This window comes from Flavobacterium sp. (assembly GCF_030146175.1).
GTDB lineage: Bacteria > Bacteroidota > Bacteroidia > Flavobacteriales > Flavobacteriaceae > Flavobacterium.
This window is the reverse complement of record NZ_JASLCE010000031.1, coordinates 1-16715: the sequence shown is the minus strand read 5'-3', so window position 1 is coordinate 16715 and position 16715 is coordinate 1. Positions and strand designations below refer to the sequence as shown.

The window sequence follows — 16715 nt, the reverse complement described above, 5'->3', positions numbered from 1 at the left end:
TAAAGCCGATGCGACTAAGAACAAACTGATATATCCCACACGACGCCCTTTTTTGGGTTTGATTTTTTGATAGGCTAATTTTTCAGAATCGTAATAATATTTTACCTTCGACATTTTCTAAAATATACTATTTTTGCACCTTATAAAAAGTTAAACGGCAACCTTTTGTAAGGTTAGACGAACAAATTTAATAAATGTTTCTGTAAAATACTTTCCCCGAATCAACATTTAGCTTGTTTCTTGTGAGTTACGTAACGATATGTTAAGTGTAAGTTGATGATAACAGGAAGTATAGGTCGGAACCTTTATTTAATTTTAAGAAGAATTTAATACAATACGGGCGAAGTCAATTCGCGTCAAATAATGCAGTATATGAAATCACAAGACGTCAGAAAACAGTTTCTCGACTTTTTTCAAAGCAAAGGCCACCTGATTGTGCCTTCGGCTCCGATCGTTTTAAAAGACGATCCTACTTTGATGTTCAACAATTCCGGAATGGCTCAGTTTAAAGAGTTTTTCCTGGGGAATGGAACACCGAAAAGCGCCCGTATAGCCGATACTCAGAAATGTCTTCGCGTATCCGGGAAGCACAACGACCTGGAAGAAGTAGGAATTGATACCTACCACCACACCATGTTCGAAATGTTAGGAAACTGGAGTTTCGGCGATTATTTTAAAAAAGAAGCGATCAATTGGGCCTGGGAATTATTAACCGAGGTGTATAAGATCGATAAAGATATTTTATATGTAACGGTTTTCGAAGGGAGTAAAGAGGAAAATGTTCCTTTTGATCAGGAAGCCTACGATATCTGGAAAACTCTTATTTCGGAAGACCGAATCCTGTTAGGAAACAAAAAGGATAACTTCTGGGAAATGGGCGATCAGGGACCATGTGGACCGTGTAGCGAAATTCACGTGGATATCCGTTCGGCGGAAGAAAAAGCAAAAGTACCCGGGAAAGATTTGGTAAATGCTGATCATCCGCAGGTAGTGGAAATCTGGAACAACGTATTTATGGAGTTTAACCGTAAAGCCGATGGATCACTGGAAAAATTACCGGCACAACACGTCGATACCGGAATGGGATTTGAGCGTTTGTGTATGGTATTACAAAACGTAAAGTCGAATTATGATACCGATGTGTTTTCACCGCTGATTGAAAAAGTAGAAAAGCTAACCGGTGCAAAATACACGATTAAAGCAAAAGACGAAGACGAAGAAAAAATAAACATTGCGATTCGAGTTATCGTGGATCACGTACGTGCCGTAGCCTTTGCTATTGCCGACGGACAGTTACCGTCCAATACCGGAGCAGGTTATGTAATCCGTCGTATTTTACGTCGTGCGATCCGTTATGCGTTTACCTTCTTAAATAAAAAAGAACCATTCATTTACGAACTGGTACAGGTATTAAGTGATCAAATGGGGGCTTTCTTCCCGGAAATCACGGCTCAGAAATCACTGGTGATGAACGTGATCAAAGAAGAAGAGGCGTCTTTCCTTAAAAAGTTAGAACAAGGATTGCATTTGTTGGAAAACGTAATTGCCGAAACCGATGGTATTATCGTTTCCGGAGAAAAAGTATTCGAATTATACGATACATTTGGTTTTCCAAAAGATTTAACCGAACTGATATTACGAGAGAGAGGTTATAATTATGATGAAGCCGGTTTTGAAGCGGCAATGAAAATACAAAAAGACCGTTCCCGTGATGCTTCCGAAGTTTCGACAGATGACTGGACAATTTTGGTAGATGGAAATGTTGAAACCTTTGTAGGTTATGATCAAACGGAAAACGAGGTGAAAATCACCCGTTTCAGAAAAGTAGATAGTAAAAAAGACGGAAAATTATATCAGATTGTCCTGGATAACACGCCTTTCTACCCGGAAGGTGGTGGACAGGTTGGTGATAAAGGTGTTTTGGTATCGGCTAACGAAACCATCGAAATTATCGACACCAAAAAAGAAAGCAACCTGATTTTACATTTTGCGAAACAATTACCGGAAAATATAAACGGAACATTTGACGCAAAAGTAAATAAAGAATTACGCAATCAGTCGGCCAACAGTCACTCGGCGACACACTTGTTACATCAGGCTTTGCGTTCGATTTTAGGAACGCATGTGGAGCAAAAAGGATCGTTGGTTGCTCCAAATTACCTTCGTTTTGACTTTTCGCATTTTGCAAAAGTGACCGATGAAGAGTTAAAACAGGTTGAAGATTTCGTAAATGCACGAATCCGCGAACAATTGCCCTTAATCGAAAGAAGAAGTATTCCGTTTGCGCAGGCGATTGAAGAAGGCGCGATGGCTTTATTCGGTGAAAAATACGGGGATAATGTACGTGCGATTAAATTTGGCGATAGTATGGAGCTTTGTGGCGGAATCCACGTGCCGAATACAGCGGATATTTGGTACTTTAAAATCACAAGTGAAGGTGGTGTTGCAGCGGGAATCCGTCGTGTGGAAGCGATTACTAACGAAGCGGTAAAAGACTTCTTTGCCTCGCAGGAAAACACGTTAAAAGAGATTAAAGAAACCCTGAAAAATCCACAGGATGCCATTAAAGCGGTTGTTTCGTTACAGGATGAAAATGCGAAACTGAAAAAACAGTTGGAAGCATTATTAAAAGAAAAAGCGAAAAACCTAAAAGGAGAATTAACCGGAGAACTTCAGGAAATCAATGGCGTTCGATTCTTAGCAAAACAGGTGGATTTAGATCCAAACGGAGCGAAAGACCTGGCTTACGAATTAGGAAATCTGGGAACCAATTTATTCTTGTTACTGGCAACAGCAGACGAAGGGAAACCGATGTTAACCTGTTATATTTCGAAAGAACTGGTAGCCGAAAAAGGACTTAACGCCGGACAAGTAGTACGCGAACTTGGAAAATACATCCAGGGTGGCGGTGGCGGACAGCCATTCTTCGCAACAGCAGGAGGTAAGAATCCGGGCGGAATCAAAGAAGCTTTGGAAAAAGCCGTTGATTTCGTAAAATAGATTTGAGATCACTAAATATAAAAAGACCCGAAGTATACTTCGGGTTTTTTGTTTGTCCGAAAATGGCGTAATATCCTTAAGTTTGTAGAAACAAATACAATCATGAAATTCAGAACCGAAATACCTATTTTAAAGAGCAATAATCCAATCGATTATAATTCAAAAGTGGTGTCTTGGGGTTCGTGTTTTGCGGTCAATATGAGTGAAAAACTGGATTATTTCCGGTTTCGGAATTATTGTAATCCGTTTGGAATACTGTTTCATCCGCTGGCGATCGAAAAAGCGATTGATTTTGCCCTACAGGAAAAACAATTTACCCAGGAGGATATCTTTTTTTATAACGAACAATGGCATTCTTATGATGTCCATTCGGATCTGAATGCGACCGATTCGGAGCAATTGCTACAAAACCTTACTAAGGCAGCTTCCGAAACTCGAAACCGACTTGCCAACGCGACACACGTTTTGATCACCTTAGGAACGGCCTGGGTATATCGAAAAACGGAAGACGATAAAATAGTTGCGAATTGTCATAAAGTCCCGCAAAAGCAGTTTAAAAAAGAATTATTGTCGGTTGCCGTTATTCAGGAGAGTTTGGAAAGGATGATTGCCGGTATTTCGCAATTAAATCCAAAAGCGCAGTTTGTTTTTACCGTTTCGCCGGTACGCCATAGTAAAGACGGCTTTGTAGAAAATCAATGGAGTAAGGCCAATCTGATCACGGCTGTTCATCAGGTGATTTCGGAAACATCAAATGCGGTTTATTTTCCAAGTTATGAGATCATGATGGACGAATTGCGGGATTATCGTTTTTATGCCGAAGACATGCTACACCCGAATGGAATTGCGATCGACTATATCTGGCAGCGTTTTACGGAAGCCTGGATAGCAGAAACGACCTGGCCGGTTATGAAGGAAGTCGATAGTATTCAAAAAGGGCTGGCGCATCGTTCGTTTAATCCCGATTCGGAACAGCATCTCCGTTTTCTGGAAAATTTAAAAATAAAGATTACTAGATTAGTAACAGAATATCCTAATATTTCTTTCGGATAGTTATTCGGAATTTCCCCCTTAAAATAACAAATTAAGATGCTTCCAATTGGAGGCCTCTATGTGTTTTGTGTTATAACAAAGGGAAAGTATATGCGTTATAAATTGCTCTTGGATGAAAGTGGTGATCATGGGCTAAACAAAATAGATCCGGGTTTTCCGGTATTTGTTTTGTGTGGTGTGCTTATTTCAAATAGGGAATATCGTAAGTTGAAAGTAAAACTGATGTCGCTAAAGCTGAAATATTGGAATAGCGATACTGTTATTCTACATTCCAGAGATATCAGGAAATGCTATAATGAATTTGCATTATTATTTGATTTAGGTGTCAAAGAACGCTTTTATTCTGATCTGAATACGATTATGACAGAATTGGATTATACAGTAATAGCATCGGCTATCAAAAAAGAAAAGTTTATACAATGCCATGGAAAGTTAAAAGACGATGTATATGAAGTAGCACTTTCTTTTGTAATGGAAAGAGCCTTATTTTGTTTGGAAGGAAAAAAGGAAGATAAGGTTGCCTTAGAAATCGGTATTGAAAAGAGAGGACAGAAAGAAGATCGGAAATTAGCGACTCATATAGCGGCAATAAGAAATAATGGAACCTATTATGTTAGGGGTAATAGATTCAGAAACATTGGAGCAGAACCTCATTTCTTTTCTAAAAAAGAAAATATAAGTGGACTTCAGATTGCGGATTTACTGGCTTACCCGATTGCAAGAAAAATTATAAGCCCGGAAAGTAAAAATCCAGCCTTTGAACTAATAAAACCTAAAATATATCAGAAAGACGGTAAATTGCACGGGCTTAAGATATTCCCATAAAATAAAAGACCTATCATTACAATATGATAGGTCACTTTACCGACCGGGAGACACCCCAATCCATATACAAATGTAGTGAAATAGATCTAGGAAACCAATTTTTGATTACCTTTAAAGTCAAATAGATTGACTCCTTTTTTAACTTTTAAAGCTCTAACAAAACGATTTATTTTAGAAAAAGGATGTTTGCTTTTTGCAATGTCCTATAGATTATATATTATTATTGCGTTATACTATGCCACGAAAAACGTCAGAAGAAACACAGATCAAAAACATGTTAGTACCCGTAGTTCAGGCGTTGGCGCGTTCCGGGAAAATGATGTATTTGCTGATTTTTATAATCATCGGATTTGTAATCTATAAATGGGTGACTTCCGAAAAGAATACCACTTCGACTGAATACAATACCAATTTGATTCAGCAGCAAATTAAAAATGTTGGAAAACTGGTTGTAACAGAAGGACATTATGCCCAGGTAATGACCTATAAAGACCAACAAAAATACCTGATGAATCTGTTGACGTTCGAAAAAAAAGCTTTGATTGTGATCAATGCTGATGTAACGGTAGCCTATGATTTACGTCAGGTGAAATATGATATTGACGAAAAGAACAAAACCATTACGATAGTCAATATTCCGAAGGAAGAAATCAAGATTAGTCCGGATATTCAGTTCTATGATGTGGATCAAAGCCGGATGAATCCGTTTACCGGAGACGATTACAATAAAATCAGTAAAAAAGTAAAAGAAGATCTGGCGCGTAAGATGGAAACATCGACCTTGAAATCGAATGCGAAGAACCGATTGATCAGTGAATTGTCTAAAATCTTAATCCTGACGAATTCTTTAGGGTGGAAATTACAATATGAAAACCAGGTGTTGGAAAATGAACAACAGTTGGGAGAACAAGTGAAATTATAAAAGAATAGTTCCGAAAAAAAACAACCCTGTCAGATTCTGGCAGGGTTGTTTTTTTATAAATTCGATAAAGAAAATAGCATTACAGTTTGCTTTCCAGGCTATTCCAGCCGCCACCGTTGATCACTTCGATATTGTTTTGTTTTAATACTGTTGCAGCTTGTGCACTTCGCATTCCGGAACGACAACAGGTGATCACCGGTTTGTTCCATTTTTTGATGGTAGCGATTTCAGAACTGATCCGTAGCAAAGGAATATTCCTGGAATTTGGAATATGACCACCGGCAAATTCTTCCGGTGTTCGTACATCAAGAATGATAGCACCTTTGGCTACAAATTCCTGTATCATCTCATTTTTATTGCCCAATCCTAATAAATCTAAAAGTCCCATAACTTTAATTTTTATCAAAGGTACGGGACTTTCAGGTATAGGGTTGTAACAATTGTTACGGATTTAATTTACGCTTTCGTTTTCGAAAATAAGTTCGAGTCCGTTGCTAATTAAATGAGCAACTTCCGGACGCGTCGTTTTTAACTGTTCCAAATGGGCTAAAACTTTATTTTCCAGAGCATGGTTGTTGTTTTTATGAGCCAGTTCGGCAATTTCAACAGACAATAACCAGTCTTTCGGATGTTCGTTTTGCAGAGTTTCGAAAATGGCATCCGGGTTTCCGGTGGTTTTTCCTTCGCGGATGTCGCGGATATTTTGGTATAACGCTTCCAGTTTTAAACGTTCCGGTGTTTTTTGCGCTTTAATGGTTTGCGATGATGGCACATGTGTAATCAAATCGAAGCTTCTAACATCGGCCGGACCTGAAAAAGCAGCAATGATTTTCTTACCAACAGCCATATCATAAATACCCCATTCCGGTTGGAATAATACGGTGTCGTTATATGTCACCGTACAGTTTTTAAAGCTGATGGTGATGATTTTACCCTGTAAATTTCGGGAACCGGTAATGATTTCTCCGGAAACTTTGATATTTCCTTCAAATTCAAGCGTAACAACCTGTCCTTCGAATATGGCATAAGCACTTAAATCCCTTGGACTCATGTCTTCGATAGCCAGATTGATTCCTTTTAATTTCCCGAGCGGACTTCCGAAACCTTCGGCATGGTATTCGGTACCATGGCCAACCAGTTCTTTTTCGCGGTAGGATAAGGCTGTTTTTCCGGTTGTCTGAATATAAACCGGTTTGCCTTCGTGTTCGATCACATTGGTGAAAACACCTGAAACCTGAATACCGGTACTCAATTCAATAGTTCCTAAGGCTTTGGAATGAATTAATTTCTGAATTCCGGATAATCCGCCAGTACGCAATGCCATTTTATTAGCAAACTCTTCCAGTACGAGGTTGAGGTGTGCAAAATCAGGCGTTACATACAATTGCGGTTGCGGTTTGGTGATGTCAAAACTTTGATTGGCCGCACTGATATCGTATGGGATTTTCTTTACATTATCGGTCATACACCAGGCACTTTCTCCAATAGAGGAAAGAAGTCCGGCGCCATAGATTTTTGGATTGTCTACGGTTCCGATTAAACCGTATTCCACGGTCCACCAGTGTAAGTTTCGGATTTGTGCCATTTCGGACAATTCACCCATATCGTTTTGTAACTCGTCGACACGCTTTTCAGCGGCTTCGATTTCGTTTTGCGGTGTACCTTCGGCTTCTTTCAAAATCGAAAGCAAACGAATCGCTTCATACATTTCGTAATCCCGTGCCGATGAAATGGCTTTACAACCAATTTCACCAAAACGACGCAGGTATTCGGCATATTCCGGATTGGCAATAATAGGGGCGTGGCCGGCTCCTTCGTGAATAATATCGGGAGCAGGTGTATATTCGATATGTTCCAGCTGACGGATATCGGACGCAATAACGAGTACGTTATACGCCTGAAATTCCATAAAAGCATTGGGTGGGATAAAACCGTCTACGGCAACAGCGGCCCAACCGATTTCTTTTAGGATACGGTTCATACCGTACATATTCGGGATACTTTCGATAGAAATTCCCGTCTGGCGAAGACCATCCAGATACGAGCTGTGGGCTACTTTTCCGAGGTAATCCACATTTTTACGCATCACATAGCGCCAAACGGCCTGATTAATCGGAGTATACTCGTCATAATCCTGTGGTTTGATAAATTGCTTCAGATGCTTGGGTAAGCGCTCAATTAAGGGATTGGTTTCAAACGATGGATTCATGATTAAAAATTGTTGCTGTTTGGTGTAAAATTACGAAATCTTTAGGGAGTTAGCAATTGGAATTTCAATCCCGGAATTATATTGCGTTATTTTTAATGTATTCTATTTTATAATGAAACATGGCTGCCATTTTTGCAGCCCTTTCTTTGGCTTCCTCGGCGATTGGTCCGACAAAAAGGGAATCGACCGTAGCGGTAAATAGGGTAAGCCAACGGTTAAAATGCGTGGCGTCTACGGGTAAAAATGCGTGTGGCGGGAAAGGTCGGCCGGAATAGGTATGGTTATCCAGTAAAATGCTTTCCCAGAACCGGTACATTTTGGCCAGATGTTCCGGCCAGCGATCTTGTATTTTACTATTGAAAATCGGTCCGATATAATCGTCCTGCTGTACTTTTCCGTAGAAAGTATCGACCAGTGCTTGTACGTCTTCGAAAGTGCTGATATCGTTCATGATAGTGATAAAAAAGCCTACGCATAGGGTAGGCTTTTTAGTTTTATAGTGAATTACATTATTTTTTTTGCGGTGGAAACTGCATCAGAATTTTAGAAACAAATTCGTTGATGCGTTCTTCTTTTTTCTCACGGTTTCGCGTTAAAACACCGGTTCCGATACCTTGCCAGATCAATTCTTTTTTACGGGCATCAATCAGGTCGATATAAAGGGTTCCTTCGGTAGTGGTACTAACGGTGCTGTAACTCGGTCCGCCCCAGCCCCATCCGTAGCCATATCCCCAACCCCAACCGGTATTGAACTGGCTCACGTTAACCTGTTCGCTGGATTTGGTAAAAATATTAACCAACATATCCGGATTGTCGCTTTTTGTAAAGCCTTTGGCGGTCATCTGATCGTCAATGGCGCGAAGGATACGTCGTTTGTCTAAATCGGAAATCTCAACTTTATCGATTCCATCTTTATGAAAGGCATAGGTTTTATACTGACTAAAGTCGGTTCTGTTATCAAAATCGGATGCTACTCTAACGGAGCTGCAAGAGCTGATGACCAAGAGCAGTAGTATCGGAAGGTATTTTATTGCTTTCATAATGTAATTAGGTTTTTATGATTAACTAAAATAATGATTCATCAACAAGATTCGGGATGGTCACTTTTAGTAAAGGTTGCGATTCCATGGCTCTTTTAATGGCAAAAACTGCGCCTTCGTTTCGCGCCCAGCTTCTTCTGGCAATCCCGTTGTTTACATCCCAGAAAAGCATTGATTCTAAACGTTTTGATGCTTCTTTAGTACCGTCAAGAACCATGCCAAATCCACCGTTAATTACTTCGCCCCATCCAACGCCACCACCGTTGTGAATGGATACCCAGGTAGCGCCTCGGAAACTGTCACCGATTACGTTATGAATGGCCATATCGGCTGTAAAACGGGAACCGTCATAGATGTTGGATGTCTCGCGATAAGGGGAATCGGTACCGGATACATCGTGGTGATCACGTCCTAAAACCACATATCCGATTTCGCCACGGGCAATCGCCTGATTAAAGGCTTCGGCAATTTTGGTACGTCCTTCGGCATCGGCATACAAAATACGCGCCTGCGAACCAACCACCAGTTTGTTTTCCTGTGCGCCTTTGATCCAACGGATATTATCGGCCATCTGCTGTTGGATTTCGATAGGAGCGGTTTGCATCATTTCTTCCAAAACCTGACAGGCGATAGCATCTGTTTTGGCTAAATCGTCCGGATTTCCGGAAGTACAAACCCAACGGAATGGTCCGAAACCATAGTCAAAGCACATTGGCCCCATAATGTCCTGAACATAGCTTGGATATCTGAAATCGATACCGTTTGGCGCCATTACATCGGCACCGGCTCTGGAACTTTCCAAAAGGAAGGCATTTCCATAGTCGAAGAAATAGGTGCCTTTGGCTGTGTGTTTATTGATCGCTGCCGCATGTCGGCGTAAGGTCTCCTGTACTTTTTCTTTAAATAGCACCGGTTCGTTGGCCATCATGGCGTTGGCGTCTTCAAAGGAAATTCCGGCAGGGTAGTAGCCACCCGCCCACGGATTGTGTAAGGAGGTCTGATCGGAGCCTAAATCGATATAAATATTTTCGTCGTAAAAACGCTCCCAAACGTCTACCACGTTCCCAAGGTAGGCAATAGAAACGACTTCTTTGTTTTGTTGTGCTTTGCGAACACGGCTGATCAGTTCATCAATGTTTTCGATCACCTCATTGATCCATCCCTGTGAATGACGGATGTGGGTGATTTTTGGATTTACTTCGGCACAAACGGTGATACATCCGGCGATATTACCGGCTTTAGGTTGCGCACCACTCATTCCGCCCAAACCGGAAGTTACGAAAACTTTACCAGCCAGATCTTCGCCGTTTTTAGCGATTTTTCGCCCGGCATTCAATACGGTAATCGTAGTTCCGTGAACAATTCCCTGTGGACCGATATACATATAACTACCGGCTGTCATCTGACCGTATTGGGTAACACCTAAGGCATTAAAACGTTCCCAATCGTCCGGTTTGGAATAATTCGGGATCATCATACCGTTGGTAACCACCACTCTCGGAGCTTCCGGGTGTGAAGGGAATAATCCCATCGGGTGACCGGAATACATCACCAGCGTTTGTTCGTTGGTCATTTCGGCCAGGTATTTCATGGTCAAGCGGTATTGTGCCCAGTTGCTAAAAACAGCGCCATTACCACCATAGGTGATCAATTCATGTGGATGTTGTGCCACGGCATAATCCAGGTTATTCTGGATCATTAACATGATGGCTTTGGCCTGATCGGATTTACCCGGATATTCGGATAACGGTCGGGCATACATTTTGTAATCCGGACGAAGGCGGTACATATAGATACGGCCGTAGGTTTCCAACTCATCCGAAAATTCTTTGATCAATTCGGCATGGTGTTCGGGTTCGAAATAACGCAAGGCATTTTTTAGTGCCAGTTTTTTCTCGTCGTCGGTTAATATTTCTTTACGCTTTGGCGCGTGGTTTATAGTGCTTTCGTACGGTTTTGGTTGTGGTAAAACAGAAGGGATTCCTTCTAAAATCTGTTCTTGAAACGTCATGATTGTTATGTGAATTTCGTGTATTATAAAATGATAAAAATGCGCAGGAAATTCCCGGCTATGGATAGCGGATATCCGACCTGTGGTAGGATTTGTAAATTTTGATCTTATAGCGGACTAAAATGGCATCCATTTTTTATTTTTTTATCGTTCCGGTGTTTTTGTTGAATCCATACGGACAATGACGGCATCCGTTTTTACAGCAATAGCCTCTTTTTAAATGAAAGGCTTCGGTAAATACTTTATAGCCTTCCGGAGACAAATAATAGTCTTCTCCGGGGATTAATTTATTTTTAGTATTTTGGTTGTCCATACGGACAAATTTAGGAACTTTACCGTTAATGATTGTACTTGTATTAAAATATTTAACGCCAAAAGGGTTTCGGGGCATTACCGTTTTTCCTTTTGTGTTTGTTGTGAGGAAGGAGGATAAAAAAGACACCGTATTCCTGAATCATGAGAAAATCCATATCCGGCAACAATTGGAACTTGTGTTGCTTCCTTTTTTTATCTGGTACGGAATTGAGTTCCTGATCCGATGGCGGCAGTATGGCAATCGGCATACGGCTTATCGGAATATCAGTTTTGAACGGGAAGCTTATGCGAATGAAGCCAATCCGGATTATCTGTCGAAACGACCATTTTGGCATTTTATAAAGTATCTGAAAAAAAAATAACCCCGATGATCGATCATCGGGGTTATTTTTTTTTATTCGGAGGGTATTAGAAAATCGTTTTGCGATCTACAGTAGCTCCGTTTTCAAGTGTGATTTTTAAAAGAACAACACTAGATGATTTTTTTACATTTTTCAAGGCGATTTCGTTTTCACCTACATTTTTATACTCGTCAATTTTTCGTCCTAAAACATCGAATGCAGTGATGTTTTTGATTCTTTCGTTAGCCGAGTTTACAGCCAGTTCGTTTCCACGTAATACTTTGATACCATTTTCAAGGCTAAAGTCACCGTTTCCTAATGTACCGTTGTTGAAACGCAATACAAAACGATTGTCAAACGTACCAGCAGCCGATGTGAACGAGTAAGGAGCTGTTCTTAAATCGTGGATCGTATTGGTAGTTTTATCTTCCAGGTAGATCGCATGCGTATCGAAAATTCCATCTAAATGATCAATTCCGATTTGGTAGGTATTCTGAGCGCTTGCATTGAAACCTAATGGAATCTGATCGGCTTGGTTAAATGGTAACGGACGTGCCTGAATTGTAAGGTTCATATCCGGAATAGTCGAGTAGAGGGTTACACCGTTTCCACCGAAAGCCTGTCCGTCAAGACCTCTGTCAAAATCCATAGTTGCCTCTTCATCATATCCTACTAATATTTGGCTAAAAGCACCGTTTTCATTTGCTAAATTCAACCAGATACGGTGTTTTTCCGATTCACCACCGGCAACCGATTGTGTTTCCGGGTTGATTGATGTACCACCGTTTTTCATGAAATTATCATTCTTACCAGTAACACGCATACTGTTTGTAAACTTCGCATTTCCGTTGGCTAAACCTTTTACGAAGAAAGCCTGTCCGGATGCAATATACTGGGTTGGTTTGCTTCCGCCTGTTGCAGCTGTTGCTGTTGCTCCGAATTTATTTACCGTAGCATAATCAGCAGCCGTATAGTTATACGAATACGTACCATAGAACGGGCTAGGATTTGTGTTACCTATAGGGGTATTGTGCGTCCAGATATAAACCGTACCATCTACTAATGTTTTGTTGGTGTTGTCTGTAAGGAAAGACACCACATCGATAGCGGATGCATATGGATTTCCGATCAAGTTCCATTGATCATCATCTACAGTTACACCACCACCTACGTTAGCATCTGTTCCGATAGCAATTGGTATTGTAACATCCCCATTGTTTGGCGTTCCTACGAAAGTAGCCGTATAGGTAGTTCTGTTGTTTGGATTAAGATCGAACGTTTGTGGCGCTCTTACGATATAACCCATTCTTGGATCCATAGCTGTAGTATTACTTACGCTAATCCAGTTTCCGTAACCACCACCGATTGTTGGTTGCCATTTCATGTATTTGTCACCCAATGTGTTTGGTGATAACATCGCTAATGTATAGCCGGAAGCTAATGTTACCGGTGAATTCCAGTAGGTGAAATCATAACGATACATCGGTTTTGTTGTACGTCTGATGTTTACATTTCCGGAATTGGCTACATTGTCTACCTGTACGATACTGGCGTTATTATCTACGTTTAAGGTACCGTTATTTTTTACGTCAATTTTATTAACCACTTTGATTCCGTTAGTAGCCGGGATGTCTAAACGACCGTTGGTACGAACTGTTAAGGTTTTAGCCTGCGCTTCATAGTTGGTTCCATTGATGGTTGAGGAATTGCTTGTTGGTTTAATGATCACACAGTTATCACTTGTAGGAACTCCTACCGGTAACCAGTTGTTCGGATCATTCCAGTTGCCATTATTACCTTGCCATACTTTCGATTTGTTAGTTACACTCACCGGTTTAGAAGCAGTACAACCATTAGTTAACTGAACGTTAGCCGTAAAGGACCAGTTGCTTACTTCTAATTGTGCTGTAGACGGTTTGATGTATACAGTGTTTACAGCCTGATTAGTATACGGTGTTGTTCCGTTTGCATCGATATAGGCATCGATAGTTGCACCCGACCAGGTAAAGTTAGATGTTAACGGACGGTGTCCGGATAAAATTACGTCGTCGATAGCCCATCCATCGCAATAACCTGCCTGGTAACGGAATCTGATTTTTAAATTGCTTACTCCGATATAGTCATTCAAGTAAATAATAGTATTTACAAATCGACTTGGCGCACCCTGACTGTTTGTGTAGCTAACCACATTGCCCCATGTTGCTCCATTATCTTTTGAAACTTGAACAGTAGCACTTTCACCATTTCCATAGTACGAATAATACTGACGGAACGTTAAGGTCAAATCCAGGAAAGTTGAAGTATTATAAGAGTTTGTAGTCGTTAAAATAATGTCTTTTCCATTACCGGATACATCAGCAGTTGTGAATGCAAATTTATTTCCGGTAGTTCCTGTACTCGAATTGATCGCTGGTTTCCAGTTAGCCGTTGTAGTGGTATAAATACTTGTTTTTTGTTGCCATTCAGTAGTAGCAGTTGTGCCAGTACCGGATTTGGTAAAAAGACCCAACCCACTGCCTTCGAAATTTTCGTTAAAAAGTTCTACCAATTCCGTACTACCTGCGGCAGCAATCTGTACAAAGTTATCATCACCACAAATTTCCGGAGAAGAAGGTGTGATTGTAATATTCGGTACCGGTTTGATTTTAGCAGTAATTGCTCTTCGAACCAGCGATTCGCAAGAACCGTTTACAGCGGTAACATAATACGTTGTCGACATCATTAGTGAAGGCGTTGTATAACTTGCCGATGTTGCACCTGCAATAGGAGAACCACCGATTTCGCTGTTATACCACCGATAAGAAGTAACGCCTGCCGATCCTGTTACAGTTAAGGTTACAGGACCTTCACCACAAGATTCTACCGTTGGTGCAGTAAGGATTTTTGCCGGACAATCGGCAATAACTGTAAGGATGTAATCTTCGGTTTCTCCATTTGTATAGCTACCACAAGGAGAAAGTACAGTACCATTAGCGCCATTAGCAGAACGAATACGTAGGCGGTAGTTCCCTGGAGTAGTCCCTGCAGGGATTACAAATCCGAAAGTAGTTGATAAAATATTTAGACTTGAGCTATAAACATTCTCGCCGCTATCTGTGAAATCGTTGTTTTTGTTCCAGTCAACCCAAGCACTAACAAATTGCTTATCAGGTCCGGTAAGAACCACGCTGATATTAAGATCACCACCGGCAATTTGCTGTACTGCGTCTAAATTGGTGAAATCACCATATCCAGAAGTACTGTAACCTGAATTGTTGTTTACAGCGTCTGAAATCGCTCCGGTTGTTTTAAAACTTGAGATATAGTAATTGCTTGATGTTGATGTTGCTGTACAGTATACTAATGTTTTAGCATTTCCGGTTAAAGGAGAAGTAGTTCTGTATTTTGTACCTCCTGTACAGTTTGAGTTAAAAGAGTATACAAAGAAATAATAGGTTGTATTGGCCGAAAGTCCTGTAGCGCTAAAAGTAGTATTGCCGTCGTTGTCGATTACAATATTTGTGCTACCCAGGTTTTGTCCAATAGTATAATTCGTTCCATTTGCAGGTGTTGGCGCAGTACCGGTTGTATTGGCGATCACAAGATAATTATCCGGAGCTGGCGATGCTGCGGTAAACGAACCATTCATAGAATTAACTCCGATGCTGCTTAGCGTAAGTCCTGTAGGTTGTGCGGTAGGAGCCACACAAGCTACTACTGGAGTCCAGGTATATAAAAGGTTTGTATTTGGATATACGTTGTTACGTGTTCTTACGGTCGCACTATTTGATGTTCCGGCAGATGTATTTCCCGCCCAAGTATTGTTATTTGAAAGGGATCTGTTGTTATAATCGTTGTTGTTGGCTCCTCTTAAACCAACCTGAACATTTACATTGTTGTTGTTTGATGGGTCACAAGAACCATACGAAATGGACACAACATTCGTTGTTTCGCTTAAACGGATCTGGAAGTTAAAATCCCCCCCACGGGCGCTACGCTCAGCATTTGTCCACTGCACCACAAAAACACGGTTAGGTGCGCTTCCAATCGTTTTGTAGATAATTGCATTTCCGTTGTTTACAAGGTCAACTCCCACAGCACTTACCGCACCGGCATATCCGGTATTGGATGATATCGGGCTAGATTCTGTATTTGCAGAAAGTGTTGTTCCGAATGTGATAAACCCGTTTGAGTTTACCGAACAGGTTGTATAGTTGGCTCCGTTAAAGTTAAATGTAAAACCAATTGGAATATTGTTTGCCGTAACATTGTCGTCCCAGTTGCTGTTAATAGCATTTGTTGCACCGGTAATAGCTGTATAATTTGATGTGCTTTCTGAAAAAGTATAGTTGCTTACCTGACTGAATCCGGTAGCGCAAACTAATAAAAGCAGTAACGAAAGTAGGTTGCTTTTTGAGTTGAATAAGTTTTCAATTTTAAAAGTAAATCGGGGGCGAATTAACATAATAAAAAATCTTTGGGGTTATTTTTACGGTGCGAAAATATGTACTAAGAAGCAGACAGAAGGTGTCTCGGAACCGAATTTCGATGAAGGTTTCCGTTTAATCGATAAAGTGCATTTTTGTCGATAAGATGACCTTTTGTAATACAGCCTTTTTTTTGATTTGTATTGTTTTTCTGATGGTTATCGATTTTTTAGATTCGGAAATTTAGATGGTTTGTTTTTTGCTTTTTACAAGGTTTTTTTGTATAAAAATACATGCGAAAAAGTGTTTGGATCGAGGAGTTTGACGTATCATTCCAAAAGATTATTTTGTTTGAAACAAAACGAAATAAAGTCGGTTTGTTACAAAATAAAAATCCCCTGAGTAAACAGGGGATTTGTCTTGAAATGTTGTTAAGTGTTTAGAAAATCGTTTTTCGGTCTATGGTAGCGCCGTTTTCCAATGTGATTTTTAAGAGTACCACGCTGGACGATTTTTTAACGTTTTTCAATATGATATCGTTTTCATTGGTGTTTTTGTATTCATCGATTTTACGGCCTAAAAGATCGAAAGCG

At 40.5% G+C, this 16715-nt stretch carries 12 protein-coding genes and 1 pseudogene; 5 read left to right on the top strand and 8 right to left on the bottom strand.

Annotated elements, in window-relative coordinates; genetic code table 11:
- Nucleotides 1-114, bottom strand: a pseudogene (locus tag Q1R07_RS03520) (M23 family peptidase); the annotation flags it as partial.
- Between the two features lie 258 nt (nucleotides 115-372).
- Here Q1R07_RS03520 and alaS point away from each other — a divergent pair.
- From alaS to Q1R07_RS03500, 4 genes are all read left to right on the top strand, one after another.
- A complete protein-coding gene (gene alaS, locus Q1R07_RS03515; protein WP_300486060.1) occupies nucleotides 373-3000 on the top strand; it encodes an alanine--tRNA ligase in 2628 nt (875 codons plus the stop codon).
- Nucleotides 3001-3102: 102 nt separating this feature from the next.
- Complete coding sequence (locus tag Q1R07_RS03510; RefSeq protein WP_300486058.1) at nucleotides 3103-4053, top strand: GSCFA domain-containing protein; 951 nt, start codon at nucleotides 3103-3105, stop codon at nucleotides 4051-4053.
- Nucleotides 4054-4089: 36 nt separating this feature from the next.
- Nucleotides 4090-4878: a DUF3800 domain-containing protein gene (locus tag Q1R07_RS03505; RefSeq protein WP_300486056.1), complete on the top strand. Its 789-nt coding sequence runs from the start codon at nucleotides 4090-4092 to the stop codon at nucleotides 4876-4878.
- A 274-nt stretch (nucleotides 4879-5152) separates the two neighbouring features.
- The gene (locus Q1R07_RS03500) at nucleotides 5153-5800 is read left to right on the top strand and encodes a DUF4230 domain-containing protein (RefSeq protein WP_300486054.1); all 648 of its coding nucleotides are present in this window, start codon (nucleotides 5153-5155) and stop codon (nucleotides 5798-5800) included.
- Nucleotides 5801-5879: 79 nt separating this feature from the next.
- Here Q1R07_RS03500 and Q1R07_RS03495 read toward each other — a convergent pair whose 3' ends face one another.
- From Q1R07_RS03495 to Q1R07_RS03470, 6 genes are all read right to left on the bottom strand, one after another.
- The gene (locus Q1R07_RS03495; RefSeq protein ID WP_300486052.1) at nucleotides 5880-6188 is read right to left on the bottom strand and encodes a rhodanese-like domain-containing protein; all 309 of its coding nucleotides are present in this window, start codon (nucleotides 6186-6188) and stop codon (nucleotides 5880-5882) included.
- 63 nt (nucleotides 6189-6251) lie between these two features.
- Nucleotides 6252-8009 (bottom strand): aromatic amino acid hydroxylase, encoded by a 1758-nt coding sequence (locus Q1R07_RS03490; protein WP_300486050.1) that lies wholly within the window; start codon nucleotides 8007-8009, stop codon nucleotides 6252-6254.
- 76 nt (nucleotides 8010-8085) lie between these two features.
- Nucleotides 8086-8460: a group III truncated hemoglobin gene (locus tag Q1R07_RS03485; protein WP_300486048.1), complete on the bottom strand. Its 375-nt coding sequence runs from the start codon at nucleotides 8458-8460 to the stop codon at nucleotides 8086-8088.
- Nucleotides 8461-8518: 58 nt separating this feature from the next.
- Nucleotides 8519-9049, bottom strand: coding sequence for a DUF4136 domain-containing protein (locus tag Q1R07_RS03480; RefSeq protein WP_300486046.1), 531 nt, complete (start codon nucleotides 9047-9049; stop codon nucleotides 8519-8521).
- Nucleotides 9050-9074: 25 nt separating this feature from the next.
- Nucleotides 9075-11060, bottom strand: coding sequence for a urocanate hydratase (locus Q1R07_RS03475; protein WP_300486044.1), 1986 nt, complete (start codon nucleotides 11058-11060; stop codon nucleotides 9075-9077).
- A 136-nt stretch (nucleotides 11061-11196) separates the two neighbouring features.
- Nucleotides 11197-11373, bottom strand: a complete 177-nt coding sequence (locus tag Q1R07_RS03470; protein WP_300486042.1) for a DUF5522 domain-containing protein — start codon at nucleotides 11371-11373, stop codon at nucleotides 11197-11199.
- Between the two features lie 28 nt (nucleotides 11374-11401).
- Between Q1R07_RS03470 and Q1R07_RS03465 the strand changes: the two genes are divergently transcribed.
- Nucleotides 11402-11737, top strand: coding sequence for a hypothetical protein (locus Q1R07_RS03465; protein WP_300486040.1), 336 nt, complete (start codon nucleotides 11402-11404; stop codon nucleotides 11735-11737).
- A 46-nt stretch (nucleotides 11738-11783) separates the two neighbouring features.
- Here the strand turns inward: Q1R07_RS03465 and Q1R07_RS03460 are convergent, their stop codons facing one another.
- Nucleotides 11784-16160: a GEVED domain-containing protein gene (locus tag Q1R07_RS03460; protein ID WP_300486038.1), complete on the bottom strand. Its 4377-nt coding sequence runs from the start codon at nucleotides 16158-16160 to the stop codon at nucleotides 11784-11786.
- Between the last annotated feature and the right edge of the window lie 555 nt (nucleotides 16161-16715).

Bases quoted from the DNA above. Each gene is read 5' to 3' on its own strand.
- Q1R07_RS03465 (WP_300486040.1), top strand. From the start codon at position 11,402: ATGATTGTACTTGTATTAAAATATTTAACGCCAAAAGGGTTTCGGGGC.
- Q1R07_RS03470 (WP_300486042.1), bottom strand. From the start codon at position 11,373: ATGGACAACCAAAATACTAAAAATAAATTAATCCCCGGAGAAGACTAT.
- Q1R07_RS03490 (WP_300486050.1), bottom strand. From the start codon at position 8,009: ATGAATCCATCGTTTGAAACCAATCCCTTAATTGAGCGCTTACCCAAG.
- alaS (WP_300486060.1), top strand. From the start codon at position 373: ATGAAATCACAAGACGTCAGAAAACAGTTTCTCGACTTTTTTCAAAGC.
- Q1R07_RS03505 (WP_300486056.1), top strand. From the start codon at position 4,090: ATGCTTCCAATTGGAGGCCTCTATGTGTTTTGTGTTATAACAAAGGGA.
- Q1R07_RS03495 (WP_300486052.1), bottom strand. From the start codon at position 6,188: ATGGGACTTTTAGATTTATTAGGATTGGGCAATAAAAATGAGATGATA.
- Q1R07_RS03460 (WP_300486038.1), bottom strand. From the start codon at position 16,160: ATGTTAATTCGCCCCCGATTTACTTTTAAAATTGAAAACTTATTCAAC.
- Q1R07_RS03480 (WP_300486046.1), bottom strand. From the start codon at position 9,049: ATGAAAGCAATAAAATACCTTCCGATACTACTGCTCTTGGTCATCAGC.
- Q1R07_RS03485 (WP_300486048.1), bottom strand. From the start codon at position 8,460: ATGAACGATATCAGCACTTTCGAAGACGTACAAGCACTGGTCGATACT.
- Q1R07_RS03500 (WP_300486054.1), top strand. From the start codon at position 5,153: ATGTTAGTACCCGTAGTTCAGGCGTTGGCGCGTTCCGGGAAAATGATG.
- Q1R07_RS03475 (WP_300486044.1), bottom strand. From the start codon at position 11,060: ATGACGTTTCAAGAACAGATTTTAGAAGGAATCCCTTCTGTTTTACCA.
- Q1R07_RS03510 (WP_300486058.1), top strand. From the start codon at position 3,103: ATGAAATTCAGAACCGAAATACCTATTTTAAAGAGCAATAATCCAATC.